The sequence below is a fragment of the Heliomarina baculiformis genome (assembly GCF_019966545.1).
Taxonomy (GTDB): Bacteria; Pseudomonadota; Alphaproteobacteria; order Rhodobacterales; family Rhodobacteraceae; genus Heliomarina; species Heliomarina baculiformis.
The window spans coordinates 16,157-42,021 of the sequence record NZ_JAIMIC010000006.1 but is presented as its reverse complement, the minus strand read 5'-3'; the positions used below and the strand labels follow the sequence as shown (position 1 = coordinate 42,021).

30 protein-coding genes are annotated in these 25,865 nt (G+C 61.9%); 20 read left to right on the top strand and 10 right to left on the bottom strand.

Features of this window, described 5'->3' with window-relative positions; all coding sequences use genetic code 11:
* Window positions 1-131: 131 nt before the first annotated feature.
* A complete protein-coding gene (locus MF268_RS14560; protein ID WP_238371597.1) occupies window positions 132-482 on the top strand; it encodes a hypothetical protein in 351 nt (116 codons plus the stop codon).
* An 18-nt stretch (window positions 483-500) separates the two neighbouring features.
* On the opposite strand, the gene MF268_RS14555 is transcribed toward MF268_RS14560, so the two are convergent.
* A complete protein-coding gene (locus MF268_RS14555) occupies window positions 501-1,691 on the bottom strand; it encodes a MalY/PatB family protein (RefSeq protein WP_238371596.1) in 1,191 nt (396 codons plus the stop codon).
* Between the two features lie 93 nt (window positions 1,692-1,784).
* On the opposite strand from MF268_RS14555, the gene def (MF268_RS14550) reads away from it, so the two are divergent.
* The 5 genes from def (MF268_RS14550) (at window position 1,785) to MF268_RS14530 (ending at window position 6,307) form a co-directional block, all read left to right on the top strand.
* Window positions 1,785-2,303 (top strand): peptide deformylase, encoded by a 519-nt coding sequence (def, locus tag MF268_RS14550; protein ID WP_238371595.1) that lies wholly within the window; start codon window positions 1,785-1,787, stop codon window positions 2,301-2,303.
* Complete coding sequence (gene def, locus MF268_RS14545) at window positions 2,303-2,803, top strand: peptide deformylase (RefSeq protein ID WP_238371594.1); 501 nt, start codon at window positions 2,303-2,305, stop codon at window positions 2,801-2,803. Before def (MF268_RS14550) ends, def (MF268_RS14545) begins: the two co-directional genes overlap by 1 nt.
* The gene (def, locus tag MF268_RS14540) at window positions 2,800-3,294 is read left to right on the top strand and encodes a peptide deformylase (RefSeq protein WP_238371593.1); all 495 of its coding nucleotides are present in this window, start codon (window positions 2,800-2,802) and stop codon (window positions 3,292-3,294) included. Before def (MF268_RS14545) ends, def (MF268_RS14540) begins: the two co-directional genes overlap by 4 nt.
* 141 nt (window positions 3,295-3,435) lie before the next feature.
* A complete protein-coding gene (fmt, locus tag MF268_RS14535) occupies window positions 3,436-4,362 on the top strand; it encodes a methionyl-tRNA formyltransferase (protein WP_238371592.1) in 927 nt (308 codons plus the stop codon).
* A gap of 466 nt (window positions 4,363-4,828) precedes the next feature.
* Window positions 4,829-6,307 carry a caspase family protein gene (locus MF268_RS14530; protein ID WP_238371591.1) on the top strand — a complete coding sequence of 493 codons (1,479 nt, stop codon included), beginning with the start codon at window positions 4,829-4,831 and terminating at the stop codon, window positions 6,305-6,307.
* A gap of 9 nt (window positions 6,308-6,316) precedes the next feature.
* On the opposite strand, the gene rnhA is transcribed toward MF268_RS14530, so the two are convergent.
* The 5 genes from rnhA to MF268_RS14505 all read right to left on the bottom strand — a co-directional run bounded on the left by rnhA (window position 6,317) and on the right by MF268_RS14505 (window position 9,529).
* Window positions 6,317-6,769, bottom strand: coding sequence for a ribonuclease HI (gene rnhA / locus MF268_RS14525; RefSeq protein WP_238371590.1), 453 nt, complete (start codon window positions 6,767-6,769; stop codon window positions 6,317-6,319).
* Entirely contained in the window at window positions 6,762-7,349 is a 588-nt protein-coding gene (locus tag MF268_RS14520) for a class I SAM-dependent methyltransferase (RefSeq protein WP_238371589.1), read from the bottom strand. Before MF268_RS14520 ends, rnhA begins: the two co-directional genes overlap by 8 nt.
* Window positions 7,346-7,798, bottom strand: a complete 453-nt coding sequence (locus MF268_RS14515; RefSeq protein ID WP_238371588.1) for a DUF3429 domain-containing protein — start codon at window positions 7,796-7,798, stop codon at window positions 7,346-7,348. The genes MF268_RS14520 and MF268_RS14515 overlap by 4 nt, the downstream gene beginning before the upstream one ends.
* Entirely contained in the window at window positions 7,795-8,745 is a 951-nt protein-coding gene (ispH, locus tag MF268_RS14510; protein ID WP_238371587.1) for a 4-hydroxy-3-methylbut-2-enyl diphosphate reductase, read from the bottom strand. Before ispH ends, MF268_RS14515 begins: the two co-directional genes overlap by 4 nt.
* A gap of 208 nt (window positions 8,746-8,953) precedes the next feature.
* Complete coding sequence (locus MF268_RS14505; protein ID WP_088633147.1) at window positions 8,954-9,529, bottom strand: LabA-like NYN domain-containing protein; 576 nt, start codon at window positions 9,527-9,529, stop codon at window positions 8,954-8,956.
* A gap of 134 nt (window positions 9,530-9,663) precedes the next feature.
* On the opposite strand from MF268_RS14505, the gene folK reads away from it, so the two are divergent.
* The 13 genes from folK to recO all read left to right on the top strand — a co-directional run bounded on the left by folK (window position 9,664) and on the right by recO (window position 20,105).
* On the top strand, window positions 9,664-10,233 hold the full coding sequence (folK, locus tag MF268_RS14500; protein WP_238371586.1) for a 2-amino-4-hydroxy-6-hydroxymethyldihydropteridine diphosphokinase: 570 nt from the start codon (window positions 9,664-9,666) through the stop codon (window positions 10,231-10,233).
* A 121-nt stretch (window positions 10,234-10,354) separates the two neighbouring features.
* Window positions 10,355-10,708: a DNA-directed RNA polymerase subunit omega gene (rpoZ, locus tag MF268_RS14495; protein ID WP_088633149.1), complete on the top strand. Its 354-nt coding sequence runs from the start codon at window positions 10,355-10,357 to the stop codon at window positions 10,706-10,708.
* 22 nt (window positions 10,709-10,730) lie between these two features.
* Window positions 10,731-12,863 carry a RelA/SpoT family protein gene (locus MF268_RS14490; RefSeq protein WP_238371585.1) on the top strand — a complete coding sequence of 711 codons (2,133 nt, stop codon included), beginning with the start codon at window positions 10,731-10,733 and terminating at the stop codon, window positions 12,861-12,863.
* A gap of 30 nt (window positions 12,864-12,893) precedes the next feature.
* Entirely contained in the window at window positions 12,894-13,553 is a 660-nt protein-coding gene (locus MF268_RS14485; RefSeq protein WP_238371584.1) for a DUF2062 domain-containing protein, read from the top strand.
* A 97-nt stretch (window positions 13,554-13,650) separates the two neighbouring features.
* Window positions 13,651-14,400, top strand: coding sequence for a pyridoxine 5'-phosphate synthase (locus tag MF268_RS14480; RefSeq protein WP_238371583.1), 750 nt, complete (start codon window positions 13,651-13,653; stop codon window positions 14,398-14,400).
* Window positions 14,393-15,022 (top strand): LysE family translocator, encoded by a 630-nt coding sequence (locus MF268_RS14475; RefSeq protein WP_238371582.1) that lies wholly within the window; start codon window positions 14,393-14,395, stop codon window positions 15,020-15,022. Before MF268_RS14480 ends, MF268_RS14475 begins: the two co-directional genes overlap by 8 nt.
* Window positions 15,019-15,435, top strand: coding sequence for a holo-ACP synthase (acpS, locus tag MF268_RS14470; RefSeq protein WP_238371581.1), 417 nt, complete (start codon window positions 15,019-15,021; stop codon window positions 15,433-15,435). Before MF268_RS14475 ends, acpS begins: the two co-directional genes overlap by 4 nt.
* 168 nt (window positions 15,436-15,603) lie before the next feature.
* A complete protein-coding gene (gene lepB, locus MF268_RS14465) occupies window positions 15,604-16,440 on the top strand; it encodes a signal peptidase I (protein WP_238371580.1) in 837 nt (278 codons plus the stop codon).
* Entirely contained in the window at window positions 16,437-17,120 is a 684-nt protein-coding gene (gene rnc / locus MF268_RS14460; RefSeq protein WP_238371579.1) for a ribonuclease III, read from the top strand. The genes lepB and rnc overlap by 4 nt, the downstream gene beginning before the upstream one ends.
* A gap of 94 nt (window positions 17,121-17,214) precedes the next feature.
* A complete protein-coding gene (locus MF268_RS14455; protein ID WP_238371578.1) occupies window positions 17,215-17,985 on the top strand; it encodes an enoyl-CoA hydratase-related protein in 771 nt (256 codons plus the stop codon).
* A 64-nt stretch (window positions 17,986-18,049) separates the two neighbouring features.
* Window positions 18,050-18,955, top strand: a complete 906-nt coding sequence (era, locus tag MF268_RS14450) for a GTPase Era (RefSeq protein ID WP_238371577.1) — start codon at window positions 18,050-18,052, stop codon at window positions 18,953-18,955.
* Window positions 18,956-19,039: 84 nt separating this feature from the next.
* Complete coding sequence (locus tag MF268_RS14445) at window positions 19,040-19,372, top strand: DUF1491 family protein (RefSeq protein ID WP_238371576.1); 333 nt, start codon at window positions 19,040-19,042, stop codon at window positions 19,370-19,372.
* A gap of 1 nt (window position 19,373) precedes the next feature.
* On the top strand, window positions 19,374-20,105 hold the full coding sequence (gene recO / locus MF268_RS14440; RefSeq protein ID WP_238371575.1) for a DNA repair protein RecO: 732 nt from the start codon (window positions 19,374-19,376) through the stop codon (window positions 20,103-20,105).
* A 58-nt stretch (window positions 20,106-20,163) separates the two neighbouring features.
* On the opposite strand, the gene MF268_RS14435 is transcribed toward recO, so the two are convergent.
* Together MF268_RS14435 and MF268_RS14430 are read right to left on the bottom strand one after the other, a co-directional pair.
* Entirely contained in the window at window positions 20,164-20,838 is a 675-nt protein-coding gene (locus tag MF268_RS14435) for a metal-binding protein ZinT (protein ID WP_238371574.1), read from the bottom strand.
* 166 nt (window positions 20,839-21,004) lie between these two features.
* Window positions 21,005-22,690, bottom strand: a complete 1,686-nt coding sequence (locus tag MF268_RS14430; RefSeq protein WP_238371573.1) for an acyl-CoA dehydrogenase family protein — start codon at window positions 22,688-22,690, stop codon at window positions 21,005-21,007.
* 146 nt (window positions 22,691-22,836) lie between these two features.
* Here MF268_RS14430 and MF268_RS14425 point away from each other — a divergent pair, with 146 nt between their 5' ends.
* Window positions 22,837-23,604, top strand: a complete 768-nt coding sequence (locus tag MF268_RS14425; protein ID WP_238371572.1) for a sulfite exporter TauE/SafE family protein — start codon at window positions 22,837-22,839, stop codon at window positions 23,602-23,604.
* Here MF268_RS14425 and MF268_RS14420 read toward each other — a convergent pair whose 3' ends face one another.
* Entirely contained in the window at window positions 23,605-24,138 is a 534-nt protein-coding gene (locus MF268_RS14420) for a DUF3859 domain-containing protein (RefSeq protein WP_238371571.1), read from the bottom strand.
* Window positions 24,139-24,242: 104 nt separating this feature from the next.
* Window positions 24,243-25,841 (bottom strand): phosphoenolpyruvate carboxykinase, encoded by a 1,599-nt coding sequence (locus MF268_RS14415; protein WP_238371570.1) that lies wholly within the window; start codon window positions 25,839-25,841, stop codon window positions 24,243-24,245.
* Window positions 25,842-25,865 lie beyond the last annotated feature (24 nt).

The window sequence follows — 25,865 nt, the reverse complement described above, 5'->3', positions numbered from 1 at the left end:
GCGCGCATGCACATGCGGGTCGGAAAACTCCGCGGTTGTCATGTTTCGGAAACAGACAATCGTTAAGTGAACAGTTGATTTATTCTAACTTCGGCGCATCCTTATAGCGTCGATCTGGGGAGTGTCGTGCCATGGAAAACTTTGTGCCAAAAACCATTCAGGACGAAATGAATGCCGCGCGCCTTGCCGGGATGCGCCGCAAATCGCGTCTGAGGGTGCACGTGGGGGAAAAGATCTACCCCGTGCTGCATCTCTGGCGCGACGGATTTTCGGTCGAAGAGGCGACGGTGCCGCCGCTGCGCGGGCTGGTCGACCTTTATGACGGGGCCGAGCATCTCTATCAGTGCCTGATTGTGGCCTCCGAGGCAGATCTGGGCGAAATGCGCTACGAGTTCAAACGCTCGACACTGGCGCATGATACCGCGCCGCTGGATTTCTACCGCGACCCCAAGACCCCGGTGGCGTATCTGCCGGGGGAATAGGGACGCGGCAGCCGTATCCTACTGAAGGTCGGCAAAGGCCTTTTTCAACCGCGTGCAGGCTTCCTCGATCCGCGCCCGCTGGGTGCCGATGTTGAAGCGCGCGCAGTTTTTACCGCCGGTGCCGAAGGTATCGCCGTGGTTCACTGCGATCTGTGCATCCTGTTCCACCCGGCGATAGAATTCCTCGGCGTTCATCCCGGTATCGGCGTAATCCACCCATGACAGGTAGGTCGCCTGCAGCGGCATGGATTTCAGCCCGGGAATGCTGTTGATCGTTTCGTCGAAGATTTTGCGGTTCTCGTCGAGATAGGCCATCTGCGCATCAACCCATTCAGCGCCCTTGGGCGAATAGGCAGCGGCCAGCGCGAAGTTGCCAAGCGAGTTGCCGGACAGGTTAATCGCCCGCATGCGTGCGGCAAAGGTGTCGCGCAGGGTTTCGTCCTGAATGATGACATTGCCGGTGTGCAGTCCCGCGACGTTGAACGTTTTCGAGGGCGCGGTCAGCATCAGAAGCCGGTCGATGACCGAAGGATCGGCCACGGGCATCGGCAGGTGCTTTTCGCCGGGATAGACCAGATCATGGTGGATTTCGTCCGAGACCAGCAGCAGGTCATGCCGTTTCGCGAAATCGCCCAGCTGGCAAAGCTCTTCGCGGGTCCAGACTGTGCCGCCCGGGTTATGGGGCGAACAGAGGATCACCATCTTTTCCGAGCCGTCCAGCAGGGCGTCATAGGCGGCGAAATCCATCTTGTGACGGCCATTTTCCTCAATCATCGGGAGTTCGACCACCCGACGCCCGGCCGCGTTGATGACCTTGGCAAAGGCATGGTAAACAGGCGTGAACAAGACGATCCCGTCGCCGGGGGCGGTAAAGGCGTCTAGGCACATGCCAACGGCATTCACGATCCCGGTCGTGGTAAAAATCCAGTCGGCCTCGACCTCCCAGCCGTGCCGGTTCTTCATCCACCACTGGATCGCGGCGTTGAATTCATCTGAATTGTCCGCATAGCCGAAGATCCCGTGGCTGACTGCCTTTTGCAGACGATCGATGACCACCTGCGGCGCGCGGAAATCGGTATCGGCCACCCACATAGGCAGGCCGGTATCGGTGGGCACGCCATAGACTTTCTCCATGCGGTCCCATTTGGCACTGTCAGTGCCGCGGCGTTCGATAATCTCGTCAAATACGGACGGGTCTTGAGTGGTCATGAAGGCTCCTTGGATTCGCGCGTAAAGCTATCCCGCCCTGCGCCAGACGCAAGGGGCGTTGCGAAGACCGGGGCAATCGCCTAAATCGCCTGCATGAAGCGAGATATCCTGATCCATCCCGATCCCCGCCTGAAAAAGGTCTGCGCCCCCGTCGAAGATATGTCAGACGAGTTGCGCAAGCTGGCGGATGACATGCTGGAAACCATGTATGACGCGCCGGGTATCGGGCTGGCCGCGCCGCAGATCGGCGTGCTTTCGCGCCTGATCGTGCTGGACTGCGTCAAGGAAGAGGGTGAAGCGCCGCGCCCGATGGTGATGTTCAACCCCGAGGTGACTGCCTCTTCCGAGGAAACCTCGGTTTACGAGGAAGGCTGCCTGTCTATTCCCGAGCAGTATGCCGAGGTGACCCGCCCCGCCGAGGTCGAGGTGAGTTGGCTGGATCGCGACGGCAAGCTGCAGAAGGCCGGGTTCGACGGTCTCTGGGCCACCTGCGTCCAGCATGAGATCGACCATTTGAACGGCAAGCTGTTCATCGACTACCTGAAACCGATGAAACGCCAGATGATCACCCGCAAGATGGTCAAGCTGAAGCGCGAAAAGGCTCGGGGCTGATGGGCGTGCGTGAGATCCGCCTCTGGCCCGACCCTGTCCTGTCGGAAACCTGCACCCCGGTCGGCGCGGATGAGGACCTCTCCGATCTGATCGCGGATATGTTCGAGACGATGTATGCCGCTCCGGGCCGCGGCCTCGCCGCGCCGCAGATCGGCGTGACGAAACGGCTTTTCGTGACCGATACAACGTGGAAGGAAGACAAGCCCACGCCGATGGCTTTTATCAACCCCGAAATCACCGATCACTCCGAGACGCTCTCCAGCGGGCAGGAGGGCTGCCTCTCGATCCCCGGCATCCTCGTCGAGGTTTCCCGCCCCGAATGGGTGGAACTGGCCTGGACCGATCCGGACGGCGCCGCACGGCAGCAGAGGTTCCAGGGCTTTGCCGCCGCCTGCGTGCAGCATGAACTTGACCACCTGAACGGAACGGTCACCTTCGACCGCCTGCCATACAGCGAAGCCGATCTCGCCCGCGCGGCTTACGAAAAGTCCCGCGCATGACCGCCCGCCGCTGCCTGCCCTGGCCAGACAAGCGCCTGCGCACCGCCGCAGAACCGGTCGAAGCCATCACCGATGAGATCCGCGCGATCTGGCAGGACATGATCGACACGATGGAGGCGATGCCCGGCGTCGGCCTTGCCGCGCCGCAGATCGGCGTGATGCTGCAACTCGCGGTGGTGGATACCTCTCGCGAACGCGGTCGCGCGATCCGCCTTGCCAACCCCGAGATCCTGCACCGCTCCGTCGAGCTGCGCGAACACGAAGAGGCAAGCCCCAACCTGCCCGGGGTTTCGGCCAAGATAATACGTCCCCGTGCGGTGACGGTCCGCTACATGGACGAAACCGGCGCCACGACTGAACGGGATTTCGTCGCGCTCGACGCCACCAGCGTCCAGCACCAGATCGACCATCTGCAGGGCCGGATGTATTTCGACAATCTCAGCAAGGTCAAATGCGACATGCTCTTGCGCAAAGCGCGCAAGCTCGGCTGAACACGCGACCTCCCCCTTCTTTGGGTCTCAAAATATCCCCGCCGGAGGCATGGGCCCCGCAGGGGCGCATTTCTTTTCCAACGGTAGCATCCGAACGCGCGCCCTGCTACATCCCGCCCCGAACAGGCAGGAGCTGGGACGATGCGGTTGATATTCATGGGTACACCCGATTTCTCGGTCCCGGTGCTCGATGCGCTGGTTGAGGCCGGCCACGACGTCGCCGCCGTCTATTGCCAGCCTCCGAGGCCCGCCGGTCGCGGCAAAAAAGACCGGCCCTCCCCGGTGCAGCAGCGCGCCGAGGAACTGGGGCTGACAGTACGCCATCCGGTTTTGCTGAAGTCAGCTGACGAACAGGACTCGCTTGCCGCGCTCGATGCCGAGATTGCCGTTGTCGTCGCCTATGGTTTGATCCTGCCGCAGGCGGTGCTGGACGCGCCCCGCCGCGGCTGTCTCAACATTCACGCCTCGCTCTTGCCGCGCTGGCGCGGGGCCGCGCCGATCCATCGGGCGATCATGGCGGGCGACGCCGAAACCGGAGTTTGCATCATGCAGATGGAAGCGGGGCTGGATACCGGTCCGGTGCTGCTCCGCGAGGCGACGGAAATCACCGCCAAGGATACCACCGCCACGCTGCATGACCGCCTCAGCGCGATGGGGGCCAGTCTGATACTGCGCGCGCTGGATGATATCGACAGTCTGACGCCCGTGCCGCAGCCGGAAGACGGCGTGACCTATGCGGCCAAGATCGACAAGGCCGAGGCGCGGGTCGACTGGAGTGGCGATGCGGTCGCAATCGACCGGCAGATCCGTGGTCTTTCACCCTTCCCCGGGGCCTGGTGCCTGATCGATGGCGAACGGGTCAAGCTGCTCGACTCCGAAGTCTTGTCGCAGGAACCTACCACAGGTGCGGGGACCGGTGAGGTCGTCGGGCCGGGTCTTACCGTCGCTTGCGGCACGGGACTTCTACACCTGAAACGCCTGCAACGCGCGGGCAAAGGCGCACAGGACGAAGAGACGTTTCTGCGCGGTCGTCCAGTTCCGGTGGGGAGCCAGTTGGGCGAGAGCTGATACTTGCCGTTATGGCCGAGCGTTCCCGACGGCGGCATTCGCCGCAGGGCAATATCTGATCTTCACTGTGATTTTCCCGAATTTTTGGGGCGGGATCAGTGAAGCCTTGAAAGATCTGAGAAAGCTCCGGAGTGTGCGGCGAAGCGGATTTGGCTGGTTTAGCCGCCGGAGATGCAAACAGCCTGCGTTGCTTCTGGCAGGGGCTGGCCAGGGTTTTGGCTGCCATAGTACAGGTTTCGTCGCTCCTCCTGAAACTGCCGCGCTCGAACGGTCGCTTAACTGGGAACCGGTTTGCGCCCATCATCCGTTCGCCGGAGCTTCCCCAAAAAAGCTCACCGCAAACCCGCAATTTGACTGGGTGACCCGGGTCACAGACAGTTGCGACCACTCATGATGTAATCGGGGTACAATTCAGACCCTTCCCAACCCACGAGAGGCTTGGACCGCTTTCCGGTTCATGAGAGCCATGAAACATTTTCTGATTGTTCTTTTCCTTCTGATCGTTCCTCTTTCCGCCGCGGCCTCCAAGGTGGCGCTGGTGATCGGCAATGCCGAGTACAGCGCGGTGGCGCGGCTGGATAATCCTCATAACGATGCCCGGGATGTGGCGCAGGCGCTGGCCCGCCAGGGGTTCGACGTGATCGCCGCCACCGACCTGACCCGGAACGAGATGCGCGATGCGCTGCGCGATTTTCGCCAGCGCGCGGATGCTGCCGAGATGGCGCTGGTCTATTACGCGGGGCACGGTATCGAGGTCGGCGGTCGCAACTACCTGATCCCGGTGGATGCCCGGCTTGAAGACGCTCGGGACGCGGATCTTGAGATGGTCGATCTTGACCTTGTGCTCGGCCAGATTTCCGGCGCGGGCAAGCTTCGGATGGTGGTGCTGGATGCTTGCCGCAACAATCCCTTTGTCACGCGGATGCAGTCTGCGACCGGGGGGCGCAGCGTCTCGAGCGGGCTTGGCCGGGTCGAGACGGCGCAGTCCGATACGCTGATCGCCTATGCGGCGGCGGCGGGCGGTATCACCCCGGATGGAGTCGCCGGAGAGAATTCTCCTTTTACCACTGCCTTTCTTGCCGCGATGCAGGAGCCGCCGACCGATGTGCGCCGCCTGCTGGGCCGGGTGCGGGACAAGATGCGCAAGTCGGTTCCCGATGCGGCGCCCTTTGTCTATGCCTCGCTTGGGGGAGGTGAGTTTGTCATCAACCCGAACAGCGATCGCGCACCGGTTCAGGCTGCGCCAGCCACGCCGGGCATCAGCGAGGATTTCGTCCGCATCGACCGGGACGGCACCTTTGAAAACTGGAACGATTTCCTCGTGCGCCATCAGGATCAGGCGGATCACCCGCTTTATGCCTTTGCACTGGAAAAGCGCGAGGCTCTGCGCGAGGCGGATGCCTATTTCACCCCAGCGACCGATCCCGACGAAGGCAGCGAGGTCGCAGCCCTGCCCGAACAGGAGGGCGAGTCTCGGACGCTGGTCATCGTGCCTGTTCAGTCCATCCTGAGCCGTGACGAGGCGGCGCGCCGGTTGCAGCGGCTGCTGGGTGACGCGGGCTGCTATCGCGGGGCAATCGACGGGATCATCGGGCGCGGATCGAAGGCGGCGATCGATCGCTTTATCGAGCAATCGGGTGTCGACGTGCCGCGCGATCCGGGGGTCAGCGAAGATGCCCTGAAAGAGGCGCTGGCCCGTGTCGAGGAAAACCCGGATGTGGACTGCCCGGCCCCCGTGGTGGTCCGGCACACCCCGCCGAGGACAACACCAAAGCCGCCGAAGCCGGAGCCGCTGGTGCAGGACCCGGCGCCGAGGACCTCGCCGCGCCAGCCGGCCCTCCCGGACGGCAGTATCGAGCCGCGCCGCACGAAGCTGCTGCCGGAAGCGGGCACCAACATGGCGGAATGCCGGAGCAACCGGGCCAAGTTCTACCAGTGCCCTTAAGGCAGTGGCTTACGATTTGAAGGGTTTCATTCCCGAGCGGGCCAGTTCATCGGCCCGCTCGTTTTCCGGGTGACCAGCATGGCCCTTGACCCATTTCCACGTGACCTTGTGCCGGGCCTGCGCGGTATCGAGCCTCTGCCACAACTCGGCATTGGCCACCGGCTTTTTCGCCGCGTTTTTCCAGCCATTCTTTTTCCAGCCGTGAATCCAGCTGGTGATGCCGTTCTTGACGTAGTTGCTGTCGGTCACGATGGTCAGCTGGCTGGGCCTTTCGAGCACCTCGAGCGCGTTGATCGCGGCCAACAGTTCCATGCGGTTGTTGGTGGTCGCGGCCTCGCCGCCCTTGAGCTCGCGCTCCTTGACGATCTGGTCACCCTCCATCGCGCGCATGAGAACGCCCCAGCCGCCCGGGCCGGGATTTCCGGAGCAGGCCCCGTCTGTATAGGCAAAGAGTTCAGGCATGGGCAGAGATCGCGATCCATCCGGCATAGGTTTCGTCAAGCCCCTTGGAGCGGCCCGCTTCGGAGGCGGTGCAGGTGAAACCCGCGAATTCCAGAAGCCCGGTCAGCTCGGGGCCGGTGAAATAGGTATAAAGACGATCGAGCCGGTCGCGTTTTGACTCGGTCCCAGTCTTGACGGCGATGTGAAAGCGCCCGCCGGGTTTCAGCGCGCGGTGGATGGCGGCGAGATGGCGCGGCATATCCTCACGCGGGGCGTGGAGCAGGCTGAAGTTCGCCCAGACGCCATCGTAGATGTCTTCGCCCGAGAGATCGTCGAAGGTTTCGCAGCGCGCCTCGACTCCGGGGTAGGCGCTAGCGAGTTCGACCATTTCCGGCACCGCGTCCACGGCGGTTACCTTGAAGCCCGCGCGCGCCATTGCCGCGGCTTCCTTGCCGGGGCCGCAGCCAATGTCGAGCACATGCCCGCCAGGGGGAAGGTCGGCCATGAAACCGGCAAGCTGCGGGGCCTCGTATTCATCGGTCATGGCGCTGTAATCGGATGCCTTGCGCGCATAGACGTCAAGGGTTCTCTGGTCGCTCATAGAAATACTCCAACAGCGAGGCAGGCGATGACGACGGCCGTAAGCAGCAGGCGCAGGGGCATCCACCAGCGCGGGGCCAGACCCCAGGAGGCAAAGGCCATGTCGAGCAGCAGCAACCCGGCAAAGCCGAAGATCAGGTTGAGGCCGGCGCTGACAGGGCCGCCGCCGGTCATGAAAAAGGCCCATAGTGCGGGGATCACCGACAGCACATAGCCAATGGCGGCACGGGCGCCGCTGGTCTTGGAGGCAAAGCCCCAGAGCACGCCGGACATGAAGCTGAGGATAACCGCGCCATAGGCCAGCTGGATGTAAGGCCCGACAAATCGCGGCCCCAGCGCCGAGGCGCCCCAGTTGGCAAGACCGGCATTAAGATAGGTCAGCGCGCCCCAGACAAAGGGGATCAGCCCGGCAAGGCCAAGTAGCAGGGCGGTCGTTGGGACGTTTCTCATGCCGGAACGCGGAGCACGCGGGGAACTTTGAATTCCACGTTTTCGACGGCGGTTTCAACCATTTCCACGGTTACGTCGAACCGGGTGCCGAGCGCGTCGATCACCTCGTTTACCAGGGTTTCGGGGGCCGAGGCGCCGGCGGTCAGGCCCAGGGTCGAGATTCCCTCGATGGCGCGCCAATCGATATCCGTGGCGCGCTGGACGAGCTGGGAATAGCCGCAGCCGTTGCGGGCGGCGACTTCGACCAGACGCTTGGAGTTGGAGGAGTTCGGGGCGCCGACCACCAGCATCGCCTCGGCACGCGGGGCGATGGCCTTGACCGCTTCCTGCCGGTTGGTTGTCGCGTAGCAGATGTCTTCCTTGTGCGGGCCGACGATGGCCGGAAACCGGGCCTTGAGCGCCGCCACGATTTCGGCGGTGTCGTCGATGCTGAGCGTGGTCTGGGTGACATAGGCGATCTGTTCGGGATCGCGCACTTCGACGCTGGCCACATCGCCCACCGTTTCAACAAGCAGCACGTCACCCGGGGGGAGCTGGCCCATGGTACCGATGGTTTCGGGGTGGCCTTCATGGCCAATCATGATCATCTGGAGTCCGTTTTCGGCGTGGCGCTGGGCCTCGATATGAACCTTGGAGACCAGTGGGCAGGTGGCATCCACGTAGATCATCTCGCGCCGGGCGGCTTCGGCCGGAACGGCCCTGGGGACGCCATGTGCGGAAAAGATCACCGGGCGGTCGTCGGGGCAGTCTTCGAGTTCCTCGACAAAAACCGCGCCTTTGGCCTTGAGATCGTCGACCACGTATTTGTTATGGACGATCTCGTGCCGGACGTAGACAGGCGCACCCCATTTGTCGATGGCCATCTCGACGATCTTGATCGCGCGGTCGACCCCGGCGCAAAAGCCACGGGGGGCAGCAAGATAGAGAGTGAGAGGCGGTTTCGTCATCGGGTTCTCCTTGGCAACAGGGGTAAACCGGCAGAGCGGCGTCGTCCACCACCTGCGTCGGAGAATAATTGGTGTCCCCAAAACCCGTTTCGCGTCGAACCGGGGTTCAACGCGAAACGCTGCCATTCTGGCTGCGACGGGCTATGGATATGGTTTGGCTTATCCGGTGCCAGGTGAGTTGCCGGTTCCGGGGTGGCCAGACCTTTATTTACTTTGCGCCTGCGGCTGCGACACGGGTCGCTTCTTCGGGCGTTTCGCGCGGCGGACGTCCTATGACATCGCGCAGCTCTTCAAGTTCGATGAAGTTGTCGGCCTGACGGCGCAGGTCATCGGATATCATCGGGGGCTGGCTGCGGATCGTGGAAACCACGGAGACGCGCACGCCCTGACGCTGGAGACTTTCTACCAGAGGGCGGAAATCGCCATCGCCGGAGAAGAGCACGATATGATCAACCCGCGGTGCGAGTTCCATCGCGTCGACTGCCAGTTCAATATCCATGTTGCCTTTGACCTTACGGCGGCCGAGGCTGTCGGTGTATTCCTTGGCCGGTTTTGTCACCATGGAAAAACCATTGTAATGCAACCAGTCGACAAGGGGGCGGATCGGGGAATATTCATCGTTCTCGAGCAGTGCGGTATAATAAAACGCACGCAGCATTTTGCCTCGCCGCATAAATTCCTGACGAAGCAATTTATAGTCGATATCAAAACCCAGAGCCTTGGCCGCTGCGTAAAGATTCGAACCATCGATGAACAGCGCGAGCCGTTCGTCTTTGTAAAACATCAAGTTGTCCTTCCGGTAATCCGCCCCACCTTGGAGTTCCGTGAGTGAGTGCTAAAATCGGCGAAGCGGTCCTAATAAAATAAGAAAACTATGTCTGACCGCAAGGGTAAAGACATCATGAACAGGTGACAGAAATGAACGGATTCCGGTCAGTTTCCTGCGTTGCACTCGGCGGCAACCTGCCATTTGGGGAAATGAATCCCGCGATGACGCTGGTCAGCGCGGTCGAGCGGCTGGCCAATCGCGGCGTAATGATTCGCGCAGTAAGCAGGTTTTTCGCGACGCCGTGTTTTCCGGCTGGCGCGGGGCCAGATTTTGTTAACGCTGTTATTCTTATTGAATCTAAGTTTCCGGCAGAAGGATTGTTGAATCAGTTACATGCGGTGGAAAACGACTTTCGTCGCGAAAGGCGTGACCGCTGGGGCGCTCGAACTGTCGACCTTGATCTGCTGTTCGTGGGGCAGAATGTCGCGCCTGACGTGAAATCGCATCAGGTGTGGCGGGAGCTCCCTTTGGAAATGCAGCAAAAAAACGCGCCTGATCAACTGATCCTGCCGCATCCAAGGATGCAGGACCGGGCCTTTGTCCTTGTTCCCATGATGGATCTCTGTCCGGACTGGCGCCATCCCATCCTCGACACAACCGTGCGCGAGATGGTGGCCGGCCTGCCGGAAGCGGATCGCGAGGCCGTCCGGCCCCTTTAAAACCAAGCGTGCGGGCAGCGGAGAACCCGCATTCGTGAAGCTTATCGCCTTGTGTTCCAGCGCGTTCCGTCCTAGATACGCTATCTCTGTACAGACAAATTGCGAAGCTGGAGATTATACAATGGCCCGCGTGACGGTTGAAGACTGCGTAGACAAAGTTCCGAACCGGTTCGAACTGGTGATGCTCGCAGCCCATCGGGCGCGTGAGATCTCGGCAGGGTCCGCCGTGACCGTGGATCGTGACAACGACAAGAACCCTGTCGTGTCCCTGCGTGAAATCGCGGATGAAACCCAGCGTGCCGACGACCTGCGCGAGCGCCTGATCGAAAGCAACCAGAGCCAGATCGAGGTCGACGAACCCGAAGAGGATTCGATGGCGTTGCTGATGGGGGCCGAGGCCGACAAGCCGGCGGACGATGACATGTCCGAAGAGAAACTGCTTCGGGCTCTTATGGAAGCGCAAGGCCAGGGCTGAGCGGCGTTAGGATGCGGGGCAGATGATTTCAGCAGACGATCTGATCGAGCTGGTCCGCAACTACAATCCCAAGACAAACGTACAACGGCTGCGGGACGCCTATGCCTATGGGGCGTCCATGCATGAAGGGCAGTTCCGGCATTCGGGCGAGCCCTATTTCAGCCATCCTGTTTCGGTTGCTGCGATCCTGACGGAGCAGCGGCTGGATGATGCGACGATCATCACTGCACTGCTTCACGACACGATCGAGGACACCAAGGCGTCCTATGGCGAGGTCGCGCAGAAATTCGGCGACGAGGTGGCCGGGCTGGTCGATGGCGTCACCAAGCTGACGAACCTGCAGCTTTCGAGCGTCGAGACCAAGCAGGCCGAGAATTTCCGCAAGCTTTTCATGGCGATGTCCAAGGACCTGCGGGTTATCCTCGTCAAGCTGGCCGACCGGTTGCACAACATGCGCACGATCAAGTCGATGCGCCCCGACAAGCAGCTGCAAAAAGCGCGCGAAACCATGGACATCTTTGCCCCGCTGGCCGGGCGCATGGGGATGCAGTGGATGCGCGAAGAGCTTGAGGACCTGTCGTTCCGGGTGCTGAACCCGGAAGGGCGGCAATCGATCATCCGGCGGTTCATTACCTTGCAGCGTGAATCCGGCGACGTAATTCCCCGTATCACCCGCGATATGCGCAACGAGTTGGAGAAAGCAGGGATCGAAGCCGAAGTGTTCGGTCGCGCGAAAAAGCCCTATTCGATCTGGCGCAAGATGCAGGAAAAGAAGCAGGGGTTTTCCCGGCTTTCCGACATTTACGGGTTCCGGATCATCACGCTGGACGAGGAAGACGCCTATCGCGCGCTGGGCGCGATCCATCAGCGCTGGCGCGCGGTGCCGGGGCGGTTCAAGGATTACATCAGCCAGCCGAAAAGCAACGGCTATCGCTCGATCCACACCACCGTGTCGGGCCGGGACGGCAAGCGGGTCGAGGTGCAGATCCGCACCCGACAGATGCATGACGTGGCCGAAACCGGGGTGGCGGCGCACTGGTCCTACCGTGACGGGGTCCGCAGCGAGAACCCCTTTGCCGTCGATCCGGCGCGCTGGATTTCGTCGCTGACCGAACAGTTCGATGCCGAGGAGAATCACGAGGATTTCCTCGAGGCGGTCAAGCTCGAGATGTATTCGGACCAGGTCTTTTGTTTCACGCCCAAGGGCGATGTCATCAAGCTGCCGCGCGGGGCGACGCCGATTGATTACGCCTATGCAATTCACACGCGCATCGGATCGGCCTGTGTCGGGGCCAAGGTGGATGGCATCCGGGTGCCGCTCTGGACAAGGCTCAAGAACGGGCAGTCGGTCGAGATCATCACCGCCGAGGGGCAGGTGCCGCAGGTCAGCTGGCTTGAGATCGCCACCACCGGCAAGGCGCGTACCGCCATTCGCCGTGCCTTGCGTGAGGTCGACCGCGACCGTTTCGTGAAGCTGGGCAAGGAACTGGCGCGCGCGGCTTTCGAACATGTGGGGCGCAAGGCGACGGACAAGGTGCTTGAGACCGCGTCGAAACACCTGCGCATCGACGGGCGGCGCGAGTTGCTGGCCCGGCTGGGCAGCGCCGAGTTGACCTCGCATGACGTGGTGCAGGCGGTTTATCCCGACCTGATACGCTCCGAGGATGATCAGATTTCGCCCCGCCGCGCGGTCGTCGGCCTTGAACCGGGGCAGTCGTTTGAACGCGCCACTTGCTGCCAGCCGCTGCCCGGCGAACGGATCGTGGGAATCACTTTTCGCGGTAGGGGTGTGGTCGTCCATGCGATTTACTGCGACAGGTTGAGCGAGTATGAAAACCAGCCGGAACGCTGGGTCGATCTGCAGTGGCAGGGCGGCACGCATCCGGCGGTTTATGGTGCGACCATTGATCTTACCATCGGCAATGATGCTGGTGTTTTGGGCCGCATCTGCACATTGATTGGGGAAAAGAAGGCAAATATCTCGAATCTTGTGTTTGTAGATCGAAAACCCGACTTTTATCGCCTTATGATCGATGTGGAATTAAGGGACGCTGAACAACTTCACTCCTTAATGCTGACACTCGAAGCGGATAGCGATGTCGCTGCGGTTGAACGCTACCGCGAAAAAGCCCAGGTACCGGCCAGGGCCGGATAATTTTAACTCGGGATCAAGAAGGACGTCCCCTTGGTATTCAGACGCCGTGACCGACGCTCCGTTCTGCGCGCGACCTCGGACTTTCTGTATCCGCGTGGGGGCTGGACCCGTGCCGCGCTCTACGTCAAGCACCGGGTCCGGCGTCTGCCCGACACGCCAGAGCGCATCGCAAGGGGCATCGGCGCGGGTGTATTCACGACCTTCACGCCGTTCTACGGGATGCATTTCGTCGTGGCTGCCATCGTGGCCAAGCTGTGCCGTGGCAACATTCTTGCCGCGCTCATGGGCACGTTTTTCGGCAACCCGCTGACCTATGTGCCGATTGGCCTGATCTCGCTGAAGATGGGGCATTTCATCCTTGGCACGAACTTTGACGACCGGGCGCATCGTTCCTTTGGCGGCAAGTTCGTCGACGCGGCGGATGACCTCAAGGACAACTTCTTTGCCCTGTTCACCGAGCGTACTGCCGACTGGCACGGGCTGAGCGTGTTTTACCACGAGGTGTTCTTTCCCTACCTGATCGGCGGGCTGTTGCCGGGGATTCTGGCCGGTCTGGTGGCGTCCTACCTGTCGCTGCCGTTGATCCGGGCCTACAAGAAGCGCCGCAAGGGCGCGATCAAGGCCAAGTTCGAGGCGATCAAGAAAAAGGCCGCCGCGCAGCACGATCCGCGCGGGCAGGGTGTCGAGTAAGCCGGTCCGCCTGTGCTTTCCGCGCTTGTGAAGAGGTGTTCACCTTCTGCGCATGACTCACTAGTTTGGCCGCAAAATGACCATGAAGGAGTCGGCCATGACGCGGGAAAAGCTGCGCCTCGGGGTGAACATTGACCATGTTGCGACAGTGCGGAATGCAAGGGGCGGGGCCTATCCTGATCCGCTGCGCGCGGCGCGTATCGCCGAGGCAGCCGGGGCCGACGGAATCACCGCACACCTGCGCGAGGACCGGCGTCACATCAGCGATGCGGATATTGACGGGCTGATGGACACGCTGAGCGTGCCGCTGAACTTTGAAATGGCCGCCACGCCCGAGATGCAGGCCATCGCGCTGCGCCACAAGCCGCACGCTGTTTGTATTGTGCCGGAAAAGCGCGAAGAGCGGACCACAGAGGGCGGACTGGAAGTCGCCCGTGAGGAAAACCGGCTGGCGCATTTCATCGCGCCGCTGCGCGAGGCCGGGTGCCGCGTGTCGATCTTTATCGCCGCTGATAAGCGCCAGATCGAGGCGGCGCACCGCATCGGGGCCGAGGTGATCGAACTGCATACCGGCGCCTATTGCGACGCGGATGCCGAGGGCCGGATCGAGCACCGCGACCGTGAGCTTGAGGCGCTGCGCGAGATGTCTGCCTTTGCGCACTCGTTGGGCCTTGAGGTGCATGCCGGGCATGGTCTGACTTATGACACCGTCAAACCGGTCGCCGCTTTCCCCGAGGTGCGCGAGCTGAACATCGGGCATTTCCTGATCGGCGAGGCGATTTTTCGCGGGCTGGAGCCCGCCATTACCGAGATGCGTCGCCTGATGGACGAAGCGCGCGATGGCTGACCCGGCGCTGATCCTGCCGCTTTCTGCGGTGTTGACCGGCTGGATGGTGGCGGGCGGCAGTCCCGGACCGGCAACACTGGCGATCTCGGGCACCTCCATGCAACTAGGCCGCCGGGCAGGGCTGACCATCGCGCTGGGCGTACTGATGGGCTCGGCCACCTGGGGCATCGCAGCGGCGCTCGGGTTTTCGGCGGTGATGGTCGCCAATGCGTGGTTTTTCGAAGTGCTGCGATATGCGGGGGCCGCGTATCTTATGTATCTGGCGGTGAAATCCTTGCGTTCGGCATGGCGCGGCGACCCGGTTGCGCCGGTGACGTCCGGGCGGCAGAAGTCTCTGTTCTATAAGGGGTTGCTGCTGCACCTGACCAATCCCAAGGCAATCCTGAGCTGGGGCGCGATCTATGCCATCGCGCTGGCACCGGAGGCGGGGACGGCCTCGGTCTGGCGGCTGTTCCTGTCGCTGGTTTCGGCCTCGTCGGTGGTGTTCCTTGGCTACGCGCTGGTCTTTTCATGGCGTCCGGTGGCTCTGGGCTATGCGCGGGCCAAACGCTGGTTCGAGCTGACATTCGCGGCGCTTTTCGGTGCGGCAAGCTTCAAGATCCTGACGGCGCGGCTGACATGATCATCGGAATCGGCACGGATCTTGCCAATATTGACCGGATCTCGGCCACGCTCGAGCGGTTCGGCGACCGGTTCCGCAACCGCGTCTTTACCGATATCGAGCAGGCCAAGGCGGAACGTCGCGCGGATACGCCCGGCACCTATGCGAAACGCTGGGCGGCGAAGGAAGCCTGTTCCAAGGCGCTGGGCACCGGGCTGCGGATGGGAATCGCGTGGAAGGACATGTCGGTCAAGAACCTGCGCACCGGCCAGCCGGTGATGGAGGTAACAGGTTGGGCCAAGTCGCGGCTTGAGGAACTGACCCCGCCGGGGCACGAGGCCATCATCCATGTCACTCTGACGGACGATCACCCTTGGGCGCAGGCGATGGTGGTGATCGAAGCAAGGCCCCTGCCGGAAAAGGCCGGGTCTTGAGCATACCTGTCCGCCTTGTCCCGGTTTACGCGGCGGACATCGGTAACCCTCCAGCATTTCCGGCCCGTTCCCGGCGCTACCATGTAACGCAGGGGCGGGCTTTGCCTTGACACCGGCGGGGCGCAGCCGCATGTAGCCCGCGAACCTTATCGAGCCCCGGAGAGCCGAATGGCCAGCAAAGAGAAGTCAGGAAATTCCGTCATCGAGACGATCAAGACCATCGTCTATGCGCTGCTCATTGCCGGGATTTTCCGTACCCTGTTCTTCCAGCCCTTCTGGATTCCGTCGGGGTCGATGAAAGAGACATTGCTGATCGGCGATTTCCTCTTCGTGAACAAGATGGCCTATGGCTATTCCTATGCCTCCTGTCCGAGTGTGAAGATCCCCCAGATCGGGATCAACATCGACGCCGAGGATATCTGCGGCTGGATGAAGGGCGACAATGACCGCATCTTCGGCGGCGAACCCGAACGGGGCGACGTGGTCGTGTTCCGTCACCCGGTCAACGGCAGCGATTTCATCAAGCGTCTGGTCGGGTTGCCCGGCGACCGGATCCAGGTGAAAGACGGTGTGCTGATTATCAACGACACCCCGGTCGAGCTGAAGGCTGACGGTGATTTCGAAGAGATCATGGAACGTCAGGGCCCCGAAGGCTCGCCCCCGCGCTGCGAAAACGCGCCGGTCGGCATGGGCGCCGTCTGCACCAAGTCGCGCCAGATCGAGACCCTGCCCAACGGTGTCAGCCACCCGATCCTGAATGTCGGCAACATGGGGCTGGACAACACCGGCGTCTATACGGTGCCCGAAGGCCATTACTTCTTCATGGGTGACAACCGTGACAACTCCACCGACAGCCGTGTGCCGCAGACAGCGGGAGGCGTCGGCTACGTGCCTTACGAAAATCTGATCGGCCGTGCCGACCGGATCATGTTCTCCTCTGCCGGACGGTCGATGCTGTTCTTCTGGACATGGCGGAGTGACCGGTTCTTCAAGGGGATCGAGTGAAAGTCTCGGCCGAACTGCGTGCCTTCGAGGGGCGGATCGGGCATCGGTTCGCCAAGCCAGACTTGCTGATACGGGCGCTGACCCATGGTTCGGTCTCTTCCCCCACGCGTGAGGATAACCAGCGTCTGGAATTCCTTGGCGACCGGGTGCTCGGACTGGTCATGGCCAGCGCCCTGCTCGAACATGACAAGGGCGCGAGCGAAGGCCAGCTGGCCCCGCGTTTCAACGCGCTGGTGCGCAAGGAAACCTGCGCCGATGTGGCGCGTGAGGTGGGCCTTGGCGAGGTGCTGAAACTGGGCCGTTCGGAGATGCTCTCCGGTGGTCGGCGCAAGCAGGCACTGCTGGGCGATGCCATCGAGGCGGTGATTGCGGCGGTCTATCGCGATGCGGGTTTCGATGCGGCACGGGACATGATCCTTCGGCTCTGGGGCAATCGCATCACAAATGTCGAGGAAGACGCCCGCGACGCCAAGACCTCCTTGCAGGAATGGGCACAGGCGCGGGGCGATACCCCGCCAACCTACACGCAGATCTCGCGCGATGGCCCCGATCACGCCCCGGTTTTCACGATTTCCGCGCGGCTTAGCGACGGCACCGAGGCCCGCGCCAGCGCCGGATCCAAGCGGCAGGCCGAGCAGGCCGCCGCCGCCGCATTGATGACCAAACTCGACAAGGGCTGAGCAAGGCTTGCCAGTGGCCGGAGAATGCGGGCAATCTGGGGTCAGCCGGATGTGCTGACCATCCCGATGGATTGCCCAAGGAAAGTATGTTGCGATGAACCAGATGTCCCCGCCCGATCTCGTCTCCGAGTCGCTGGCCGATGGTGTGCTGACACTGACGCTCGGGGGCGGCAAGGCCCACCCTCTGTCGCTCGGCATGATCGCCGCTCTGCACCGCAGCATCCACCGCGCCTCAGAGGACACGTCGGTCCGGGTGGTCGTGATCCACGGACCGGGTTCCATCTTCTGTGCCGGTCATGATCTCAAGGAAATCGCCCGCCACCGCGAGGATGGTGACAAGGGACGCGCCTATCTCGAACAGCTTTTCAACAGCTGCGGTGCGATGATGAAGGCCGTCACGCTCTGCCCGAAACCCACTATCGCGGCGGTCGAAGGTGTTGCGACGGCGGGCGGTTTGCAGCTGGTCGCGGCCTGCGACCTCGCCTTTGCCTCGGACGCCTCGCGTTACTGCCTGCCGGGCGTCAACAACGGCGGTTTTTGCACGACCCCGGCCGTGGCGGTCGCCCGGGTGATCGGGCGCAAGCAGGTGATGGAAATGGCGCTTTCGGGCGAGATGTTCGATGCCGACTGGGCCCGCGGCGCGGGGCTGATCAACCGTTCGATGCCGGCGGATGAGCTTCTCCCCTTTGTCAACGACTTCGCCGCCCGGCTCGCCACCCGCCATCAGCCCGCTATTGCGGCGGGCAAGCAGACGCTCTACCGCCAGCTCGAAATGCCGCTGGAACTGGCCTATGTGCATGCGACTTCGGTGATGATCGACCATTTCATGGATCCGGAACGGATCGAGAAGGAACCCAAGCGGTAGAAGGCGCTGGCGTAGCACGTGTTTCTCCGGTAACGCCGACGCTTCGAGAGAAAAGGATCACATGATGAGCACACGCGCGGGATTTGTCGCCCTGATCGGAGAGCCCAACGCGGGCAAGTCCACCCTGCTCAATCGCATGGTCGGGGCCAAGGTTTCCATTGTCACCCATAAGGTGCAGACGACCCGCGCGCGTATCCGCGGCGTCGCCATGGAAGGCGAGACGCAGATCGTGTTTGTCGACACGCCGGGGCTGTTCAAGCCGCGCCGCAGGCTCGACCGCGCGATGGTCGCCGCAGCCTGGGGTGGGGCCGCCGATGCCGACGTTATCGTGCTCATGGTCGAGGCACATCGCGGCATCACCGAGGGCGTCGAGAGTATTCTCGAAGGCCTTGCCGATATCGGCAAGGGCCGTACCGTCGCGCTTGCCATTAACAAGATCGACCGGGTGGCGTCCGAAACCCTGCTCGGTCTGACCAAGGAACTGAACGACCGCTACGCATTCGCCGAAACCTTCATGATCTCGGCGGAAAAGGGCCACGGCGTCGATGCCCTGCGCCAATGGCTCGCGCAGCAGCTTCCCGAAGGCCCGTGGCTCTACCCCGAAGACCAGATCGCCGATCTGCCCATGCGGATGATCGCCGCCGAAATGACCCGTGAAAAGCTCACCTTGCGCCTGCATCAGGAACTGCCCTACCAGATGACGGTGGAAACCGAGAACTGGGAAGACCGCAAGGACGGCAGCGCGAAAATCGATCAGGTCATTTACGTCGTCCGCGACGGCCACAAGGGCATCGTGCTCGGCCACAAGGGTGAAACCGTCAAATCCGTCGGCAAGGCCGCCCGTGAAGAGCTCGAGGAATTCCTGGGCCGCAAGGTTCACCTCTTCCTGCAGGTCAAGGTGCGCCCAAACTGGCTCGAGGAATCTGAACGCTACTCGGAAATGGGCCTCGATTTCAAAGACGGTGCCTGATCGGATGACGGGCCTTTTCCTCTTGCCGAAAATACTCCCGCCGGAGGCATCCGCGCCCTCGACGGGCGCAGGCGCAGCGAAGGCATGACACGACTTGCCGCCGAATTCTGGGTGCAGGCCTATCTCACACGGCTGCGCCTGAATGATATCCCCGCTTTCGTGGTGGCGCGGGGCGATGACACGGCGGGAGCCGTTCTCGTGAAACTCAATACGCTCGACGGGCAGGCCCGTGCGTTCCAGCGCAGCTTCGACCTGATGACCGGGGCGCGCAACTGGGCCATCCTTACCGAAGGGGACGAACCAGAGGTCGACGCGGCGATTGCCCGCCAACGGGGCTTCGATCCCGACCTCTGGGTGATCGAGGTCGAGGACCGGGCGGGCCGCCATCTGCTTGACGAACCGGGGCTTTCGGACTGAGATGGACTGGCGCGATCATGGCATACTCCTTGGCCAGCGCCGCCACGGCGAGACCTCTGCCATCATCGAAGTCTTCACCCGCGACCATGGCCGCCATGCGGGGATCGTGCGCGGCGGCACCAGCCGCAAGATCGCACCTATCCTGCAACCCGGCGCCCAGCTCGACGTGACCTGGCGCGCCCGGCTCGAAGATCACATGGGCAGCTTCACCGTCGAACCGATGCGCAGCCGCGCCGCCGCCGCCATGTCCGGACGGCTGGCGCTGGCAGGTCTCAATTCGGTCTGCGCGCTGCTGCGCTTTTGCCTGCCCGAACGCGAAGCGCATCATGCGCTGTACCAGCGCAGCGAGCAGCTTCTCGATCTTTTGGGGCAGGATGACGTCTGGCCGCTCGCCTATCTCAACTGGGAAATGGCTTTGCTCGAGGAAATGGGTTTCGGTCTCGATCTGAGCGCCTGCGCCGCGACCGGCACGAATGAGGAGCTGATCTATGTCTCGCCCCGCTCGGGCAAGGCCGTGTCACGGCAGGGGGCCGGGGAATGGGCTGACCGCATGCTGCCCCTGCCTGATTTCCTTGGCATGGGGGCGGACATCACCGATGCGGGCATCGCTGAAGGCTTTCGCATGACCGGCTATTTCCTCGAAAACAAACTCGCCCCGGCGCTGGGGAACAAGCCTTTGCCCGAGGCGCGCGCCCGTTTCACGGAATTATTCGGGCGGCTATCCAAGCTCTGACTCTCCACGGACCTGATGGGCACGCGCGTGCACCCATCAGGCATATCAGGGCGCGTTCTCAGTGCGCCATCATCTCGGCCGCGATTTCCTCGCCATCGCGGGCAGAGGGGTAATAGGTCGGCCAATTGGTGACCTCTTCGAGCAGCGCGGCGCGGTCATCGCCCCAATATAGGTGATAATGATCCGCTTTTGCCGGGGCGACGCGGTGATCGCTGAACTGGATGTAACCGGGGGCCGCTTCGTCGCCGGTCGTTTTCTCAAAGATAAAACGCACGCCGCGATTGCCCTTTTTATAGGTCAGGATCTCGTATCCGTCGGATTCGTAGACCCCCGTGACAACCTCATCGCCGCGATGGAAAACGACCGTGTCGCCCTTGATCTCGATGCGGTCCACGTCCGTTTCGTAACCGACCGAGTAATAGGCCTTGTATTCATCGGCACTCTTGCCCCCGTGTTCGGCCTTGTGGGTCATCACCTTGTCGAGCGTTCCATCCTGGAGCAGCGGAAAAACCGATTGCCAGTCGCCGCTCCAATCCGAAAGCGCGCGGTCTTCGATCTGATCGTCGTCGAAATATCCTTTGTAGATGTCGGGGTCGTGATCGTGGGAATGCGCGTGATCATGGGTGTGAGCGCTGGTGTCCTTGGCCGCCTGTTCGGCCTGCGCCTGTATCGGCGCAAGCAGGAAAGCGGCCGTGGTCGCGACAGCGAGGTGACTGACAATGGTTTTTTGCATCGGGGTGCCTTCTTTCATCCGTGATTTGTAATGTTATAACATTGCAAATTCCGACTAGAGGGTCCCGTGGGAAATGGCAAGAGCCTGCTGCCCTGTCGTTTGAGAGGGGTGGAAACGAAAACGGGCCACGCGAATGCGCAGCCCGGTTCACGAAAATTGGATAGGTTCAGGCCAGCAGGCGGCGCGCGATGACCTGTGCCTGAATCTCGGCGGCCCCTTCAAAGATATTCAGGATCCGGGCGTCGCAGAGCACGCGCGAGATCTTGTATTCGAGCGCAAAGCCGTTGCCGCCGTGGATCTGCAGCCCGTTATCCGCCGCCGCCCATGCGACGCGCGCACCGAGCAGCTTGGCCATCCCGGCCTCAAGATCGCAGCGCCGCCCGTGGTCCTTTTCCCACGCGGAGAAATAGGTGAGCTGGCGGGCGATCATGATTTCAACGGCCATCATCGCCAACTTGCCCGACACGCGGGGGAAATTGATCAGCGACTTGCCGAACTGTTTGCGGTCCTGCGCATATTGCATCGCGATATCCAGCGCCGATTGCGCCACGCCGATGGCACGGGCGGCGGTCTGGATGCGGGCGGATTCAAAGGTCTCCATGAGCTGCTTGAAGCCCTTGCCTTCCTCGCCACCCAGAAGGTTCTCGCCTTTGACGTGGAAATTGTCGAAGCCGAGTTCGTATTCCTTCATGCCGCGATAACCGAGTACCTCGATCTCTCCTCCGGTCATGCCTTCGGTCGGGAAGGGGGCTTCGTCCGTGCCGGGGGTCTTTTCGGCGAGGAACATCGACAGGCCCCGGTGATCGGTGGTGTCGGGGTCGGTGCGGGCCAGCAGGGTCATGACATGGGTCCGCGCCGCATGGGTAATCCATGTCTTGTTGCCGGTCACGCGGTAATCGTCGCCATCCTTGACCGCACGGGTCCGTAGCGAGCCGAGGTCCGACCCGGTGTTCGGTTCGGTAAAGACGGCGGTAGGGAGTATCTCTCCGCTGGCGATCTTGGGCAGCCACTGGGCCTTTTGATCGTCGGTGCCGCCGCAGAGGATCAGCTCGGCCGCGATCTCGGACCGGGTACCAAGCGAGCCGACGCCGATATAGCCGCGCGAGAGTTCCTCGGAGACAACGACCATCGACGCCTTGGAGAGGCCGAAACCGCCATGATCCTCGGGGATGGTCAGGCCAAAGACGCCCATTTCGGCCAGCTCGCCGATGACTTCCATCGGGATCAGCTCGTCCTTGAGGTGCCAGTCATGGGCGTGCGGTTCGACCTTGTCGACCACATAGCGGCGGAACTGTTCGCGGATCATCTCGAGCTCTTCATCAAGGCCCGAGGCGCCCATTGTGATGTTTGCCGATTGCTCCTGCATCAACTCGACCAGACGCGAGCGTGCAGCCTGCGTGTTGCCGGACTGGGTGAGGGTCATCACGGCATCGGACATCAGCCCGCGCATGTCGTCCTGCGACAGGCCGATATCCTGAAGCCGCAGGATTTCGCCCTGGCTCATCGGGATGCCGCCATAGATCTGCCAGAGGTATTCGCCGAATGCGATCTGGTGGATGATCTGTTCGATCTCGCCGAACTTGCCCTCGGCCGACAGCTTTTCTGCCCAGGCCTGCATCTGACGCAGGCTTTCAGTGTAGGTGGCAAGCCATGCCAGCCCGTGCGCGGCGGTCTGGTTCGCTTCGATCAGCTTGGCGGAAACCTTGCCATCCACGCTTACCACGTTCCGCAGCACGGCTTTCGCCCGCTCGAGAATGTCTTCGACAGGGGCGACCGCAGCGCCGGTAAGCGACAGAAGATCGGGAAGAAGAATATCGGCGGCGCTTGAAATGTCCTGGCCATCATGGGGCATGAATCGGCTCCTTTGCTGGTGTTGCTTGGTCCTAATCACTTTGCAGGTGCAGCGCAACAATAATACACCCACATACGCCTGCGTGTTCAAAAATTGCGCGCGCATTTTGGCCGTGCACTTAACTTGGCAAATGGTATGAGTGCGAAATGAACATAATTTTCGAATTGCTGACCCCTGCCAGCTTCGCTCTCGCCCTTGCCGTGGTGCTTGTGGCGGGCACTGTAAAGGGCATGGTGGGCTTTGCCATGCCGATGATCATGATCTCGGGTCTTGGTATTTTCCTGCCGCCCGAGATCGCGCTTGCCGGGCTGATCCTGCCAACGGTCGCGACGAACGGGTTTCAGGCGCTGCGCCATGGCCGGGCGGCGGCGGTGGAATCGGTCAAGCGGTTCCGGGTTTTCCTGCTGGTTGGCCTCGTGTTCCTTCTGGCCAGCGCTCAACTGGTCCGGTTTCTCGATCCGCAGACGATGCTTTTGATGCTGGGCGTGCCGGTGTCGATTTTTGCGCTGATCCAGCTTTTCGGGGTGCGCATGACGCTTGCCGAGCCAAGCCAGAAGATTGAGGCCGGGGTCGGGGCCTTTGCGGGGTTCATCGGTGGCATGTCCGGGGTCTGGGGGCCGCCCACGGTGCTGTACCTGACCGCGCTGAACACGCCCAAGGCCGACCAGATGCGGGTGCAGGGGGTGATTTACGGCATGGGGGCGGTTGCGCTTGTGATCGCGCATCTTGGCTCCGGCGTGCTTAACCGCGAGAGCATGCCGTTTTCGGCCCTTCTGATCTTGCCCGCGCTGATCGGCATGTGGATCGGCGGCAAATTGCAGGACCGGATCGACCAGACGACCTTTCGCAAGATTACCCTTGCGGTTTTGCTGGTTGCGGGGCTGAACCTCGTGCGCCGTGGTCTGGGTCTTTAATCAGGCGCCCATGTAGCCTTCGCAGCCGCCGGCGATCTGTGGGAGTTCTTCGGCCGGGACAACTTGAAACGGCACACGATAAAGCATTTCGCCGTTGTGATAGGCCGAGAGAATCCATTCGCCCGGCACCATCTCTTCCATCAGGTCAAAGCTGTAGGCGTTGATTGACGGGCCTTCGCCGCCTAGCACCGTTACGTATCGCTGGGCGTTCTGACCCGAGGCGGAAAAGGGCGGGTGGATCAGTTCAATGAGCACGGGCGACAGGACGTCATCGCTGTGCGTCTGCGTGCGCACGCCAAAGGAAATGCCTGGCGCGGCGGGGATTACCCGCGTTTCCCAACGGATCTCCGGCGTCTCGGGCAGAAGGTCGATCTTTTGGGCGTGGGTTTCGGGTGCGGGGACCTCGCCGACAGACATCAGCTTGCAGAATGCGCCGAACTTGATCGAGAGGACCTCGGAATCGAAACTCGGGCCGTCTTCGGCGGCTTGGGCAGGCAGGGCCAGCAGGATCAGGGCGGCGGCTAGAAAACGCATGCATTCACGTGACGCCCGCACCGAGGTGATGTCAAGCGCAGGGTGGATCACTTGAACGCAAAACGCCCCCCGTAAGGGAGGCGTCTGTCAATTCGAGGCAGGTCTTAGCCGATGGCGCAGGCTTTTACGTCATCGTCGATATAGGGCACGTATTGCTCGAAGTTGTCGGCAAACATCTGGACCAGCTTGGCGGCCTGCTTGTCGTACCCTTCGGGGTTGCCCCATGTGCGGCGCGGATCGAGCAGAACCTGCGGCACGCCCGGTACGTCGACAGGCACGTCAAAGCCGAAATTCGGATCCTTGCGGAATTCGGCGGTGGCGAGCGAACCGTCCAGCGCGGCGGTCAGCAGCGAACGGGTGGCCTTGATTGGCATCCGGTTGCCGGTGCCATAGGCGCCGCCGGTCCAGCCGGTGTTCACCAGCCAGCAGGTCGCGCCGTGCTGGGCGATCTTTTCGCGCAGCAGGTTGCCATAGACCTCGGGGCGGCGCGGCATGAAGGGCGCCCCGAAGCAGGTCGAGAAGGTCGGCTCGGGCTCGGTCACGCCGCGCTCGGTTCCGGCCACCTTGGAGGTGAAACCCGAGAGAAAGTGATACATCGCTTGCGCCGGGGTCAGCCGCGCAATCGGGGGCAGAACGCCGAAAGCGTCGCAGGTCAGCATGATTATATTCTTGGGGTGCCCGCCGAGCGCCGTCTTGGATGCGTTCGAGATATATTCGAGCGGGTAGGCGCAACGCATGTTCGCGGTCAGGCTGTCATCCTCGAAATCGAGCTCAAAGGTTTCCTCGTCGAAGATCATGTTTTCGATGACGGTGCCGAACTTGCTGGTGGTCGCGTAGATTTCGGGCTCCGCCTCGGGGCTGAGCGAAATCGTCTTGGCATAGCAGCCGCCCTCGAAGTTGAAGGTGCCGCGGTCGGACCAGCCGTGTTCGTCATCACCGATCAGCGTGCGGTCCGGGTCGGCCGAAAGCGTGGTCTTGCCGGTGCCGGAAAGGCCAAAGAAGACGGCGGTGTCGACCGGGTTGCCGGTCGCGTGGTTTGCCGAGCAGTGCATCGGCATGATGCCTTTTTCCGGCAGCAGGTAGTTGAGCAGCGTGAAAACCGATTTCTTGTTTTCGCCCGCGTATTCCGTGCCACCGATGAGGATCACCTTTTTGTCGAAGTTCATCGCGATCACGGTATCGGAGCGGCAGTTGTGCTTTTCCGGGTTCGCCTTGAAGCTCGGGCAGTTGATCACGGTGTAATCGGCGACGAATTCGTCAAGGTCGGCGCGGTCGGGCCGGCGCAGCATGTGGCGGATGAAGAGACCGTGCCATGCCAGTTCGGTGATCATCCGCACATCGATCGAGTTCGCCGGATCGGCGCCACCGACCAGATCCTGAACAAAGTAGTCCTTGCCCTTCATGTGTTCGAGCATGTCCGCGTAAAGCGCGTCGAACCCTTCGGGCGACATCTCGGCGTTGTTTTCCCACCAGATCTTGTCCACCACCGATTCGGTTTTTACGACATGTTTGTCCTTTGGGGAACGGCCGGTGAATTTGCCGGTGCTGACCAGAAAGGCGCCGCCGTTGCCAAGCGAACCTTCGCCGCGCTTGAGCGCGGCTTCGACAAGCGCAGGCTCCATCAGGTTGTAATAGACATTGCCGAGACCTTCGATACCTTGGTCTTCAAGCTGGAAATTCGGGTTTACCCGTCCTGATGTCATCGTGTTGTCTCCTTTGGCGGCACT

Coding starts and splice junctions, on each gene's coding strand:
- MF268_RS14560 (WP_238371597.1), top strand. CDS start 132: ATGGAAAACTTTGTGCCAAAAACCATTCAGGACGAAATGAATGCCGCG.
- MF268_RS14555 (WP_238371596.1), bottom strand. CDS start 1,691: ATGACCACTCAAGACCCGTCCGTATTTGACGAGATTATCGAACGCCGC.
- def (WP_238371595.1), top strand. CDS start 1,785: ATGAAGCGAGATATCCTGATCCATCCCGATCCCCGCCTGAAAAAGGTC.
- def (WP_238371594.1), top strand. CDS start 2,303: ATGGGCGTGCGTGAGATCCGCCTCTGGCCCGACCCTGTCCTGTCGGAA.
- def (WP_238371593.1), top strand. CDS start 2,800: ATGACCGCCCGCCGCTGCCTGCCCTGGCCAGACAAGCGCCTGCGCACC.
- fmt (WP_238371592.1), top strand. CDS start 3,436: ATGCGGTTGATATTCATGGGTACACCCGATTTCTCGGTCCCGGTGCTC.
- MF268_RS14530 (WP_238371591.1), top strand. CDS start 4,829: ATGAAACATTTTCTGATTGTTCTTTTCCTTCTGATCGTTCCTCTTTCC.
- rnhA (WP_238371590.1), bottom strand. CDS start 6,769: ATGCCTGAACTCTTTGCCTATACAGACGGGGCCTGCTCCGGAAATCCC.
- MF268_RS14520 (WP_238371589.1), bottom strand. CDS start 7,349: ATGAGCGACCAGAGAACCCTTGACGTCTATGCGCGCAAGGCATCCGAT.
- MF268_RS14515 (WP_238371588.1), bottom strand. CDS start 7,798: ATGAGAAACGTCCCAACGACCGCCCTGCTACTTGGCCTTGCCGGGCTG.
- ispH (WP_238371587.1), bottom strand. CDS start 8,745: ATGACGAAACCGCCTCTCACTCTCTATCTTGCTGCCCCCCGTGGCTTT.
- MF268_RS14505 (WP_088633147.1), bottom strand. CDS start 9,529: ATGTTTTACAAAGACGAACGGCTCGCGCTGTTCATCGATGGTTCGAAT.
- folK (WP_238371586.1), top strand. CDS start 9,664: ATGAACGGATTCCGGTCAGTTTCCTGCGTTGCACTCGGCGGCAACCTG.
- rpoZ (WP_088633149.1), top strand. CDS start 10,355: ATGGCCCGCGTGACGGTTGAAGACTGCGTAGACAAAGTTCCGAACCGG.
- MF268_RS14490 (WP_238371585.1), top strand. CDS start 10,731: ATGATTTCAGCAGACGATCTGATCGAGCTGGTCCGCAACTACAATCCC.
- MF268_RS14480 (WP_238371583.1), top strand. CDS start 13,651: ATGACGCGGGAAAAGCTGCGCCTCGGGGTGAACATTGACCATGTTGCG.
- MF268_RS14475 (WP_238371582.1), top strand. CDS start 14,393: ATGGCTGACCCGGCGCTGATCCTGCCGCTTTCTGCGGTGTTGACCGGC.
- acpS (WP_238371581.1), top strand. CDS start 15,019: ATGATCATCGGAATCGGCACGGATCTTGCCAATATTGACCGGATCTCG.
- lepB (WP_238371580.1), top strand. CDS start 15,604: ATGGCCAGCAAAGAGAAGTCAGGAAATTCCGTCATCGAGACGATCAAG.
- MF268_RS14455 (WP_238371578.1), top strand. CDS start 17,215: ATGAACCAGATGTCCCCGCCCGATCTCGTCTCCGAGTCGCTGGCCGAT.
- era (WP_238371577.1), top strand. CDS start 18,050: ATGAGCACACGCGCGGGATTTGTCGCCCTGATCGGAGAGCCCAACGCG.
- MF268_RS14445 (WP_238371576.1), top strand. CDS start 19,040: ATGACACGACTTGCCGCCGAATTCTGGGTGCAGGCCTATCTCACACGG.
- recO (WP_238371575.1), top strand. CDS start 19,374: ATGGACTGGCGCGATCATGGCATACTCCTTGGCCAGCGCCGCCACGGC.
- MF268_RS14435 (WP_238371574.1), bottom strand. CDS start 20,838: ATGCAAAAAACCATTGTCAGTCACCTCGCTGTCGCGACCACGGCCGCT.
- MF268_RS14430 (WP_238371573.1), bottom strand. CDS start 22,690: ATGCCCCATGATGGCCAGGACATTTCAAGCGCCGCCGATATTCTTCTT.
- MF268_RS14425 (WP_238371572.1), top strand. CDS start 22,837: ATGAACATAATTTTCGAATTGCTGACCCCTGCCAGCTTCGCTCTCGCC.
- MF268_RS14420 (WP_238371571.1), bottom strand. CDS start 24,138: ATGCGTTTTCTAGCCGCCGCCCTGATCCTGCTGGCCCTGCCTGCCCAA.
- MF268_RS14415 (WP_238371570.1), bottom strand. CDS start 25,841: ATGACATCAGGACGGGTAAACCCGAATTTCCAGCTTGAAGACCAAGGT.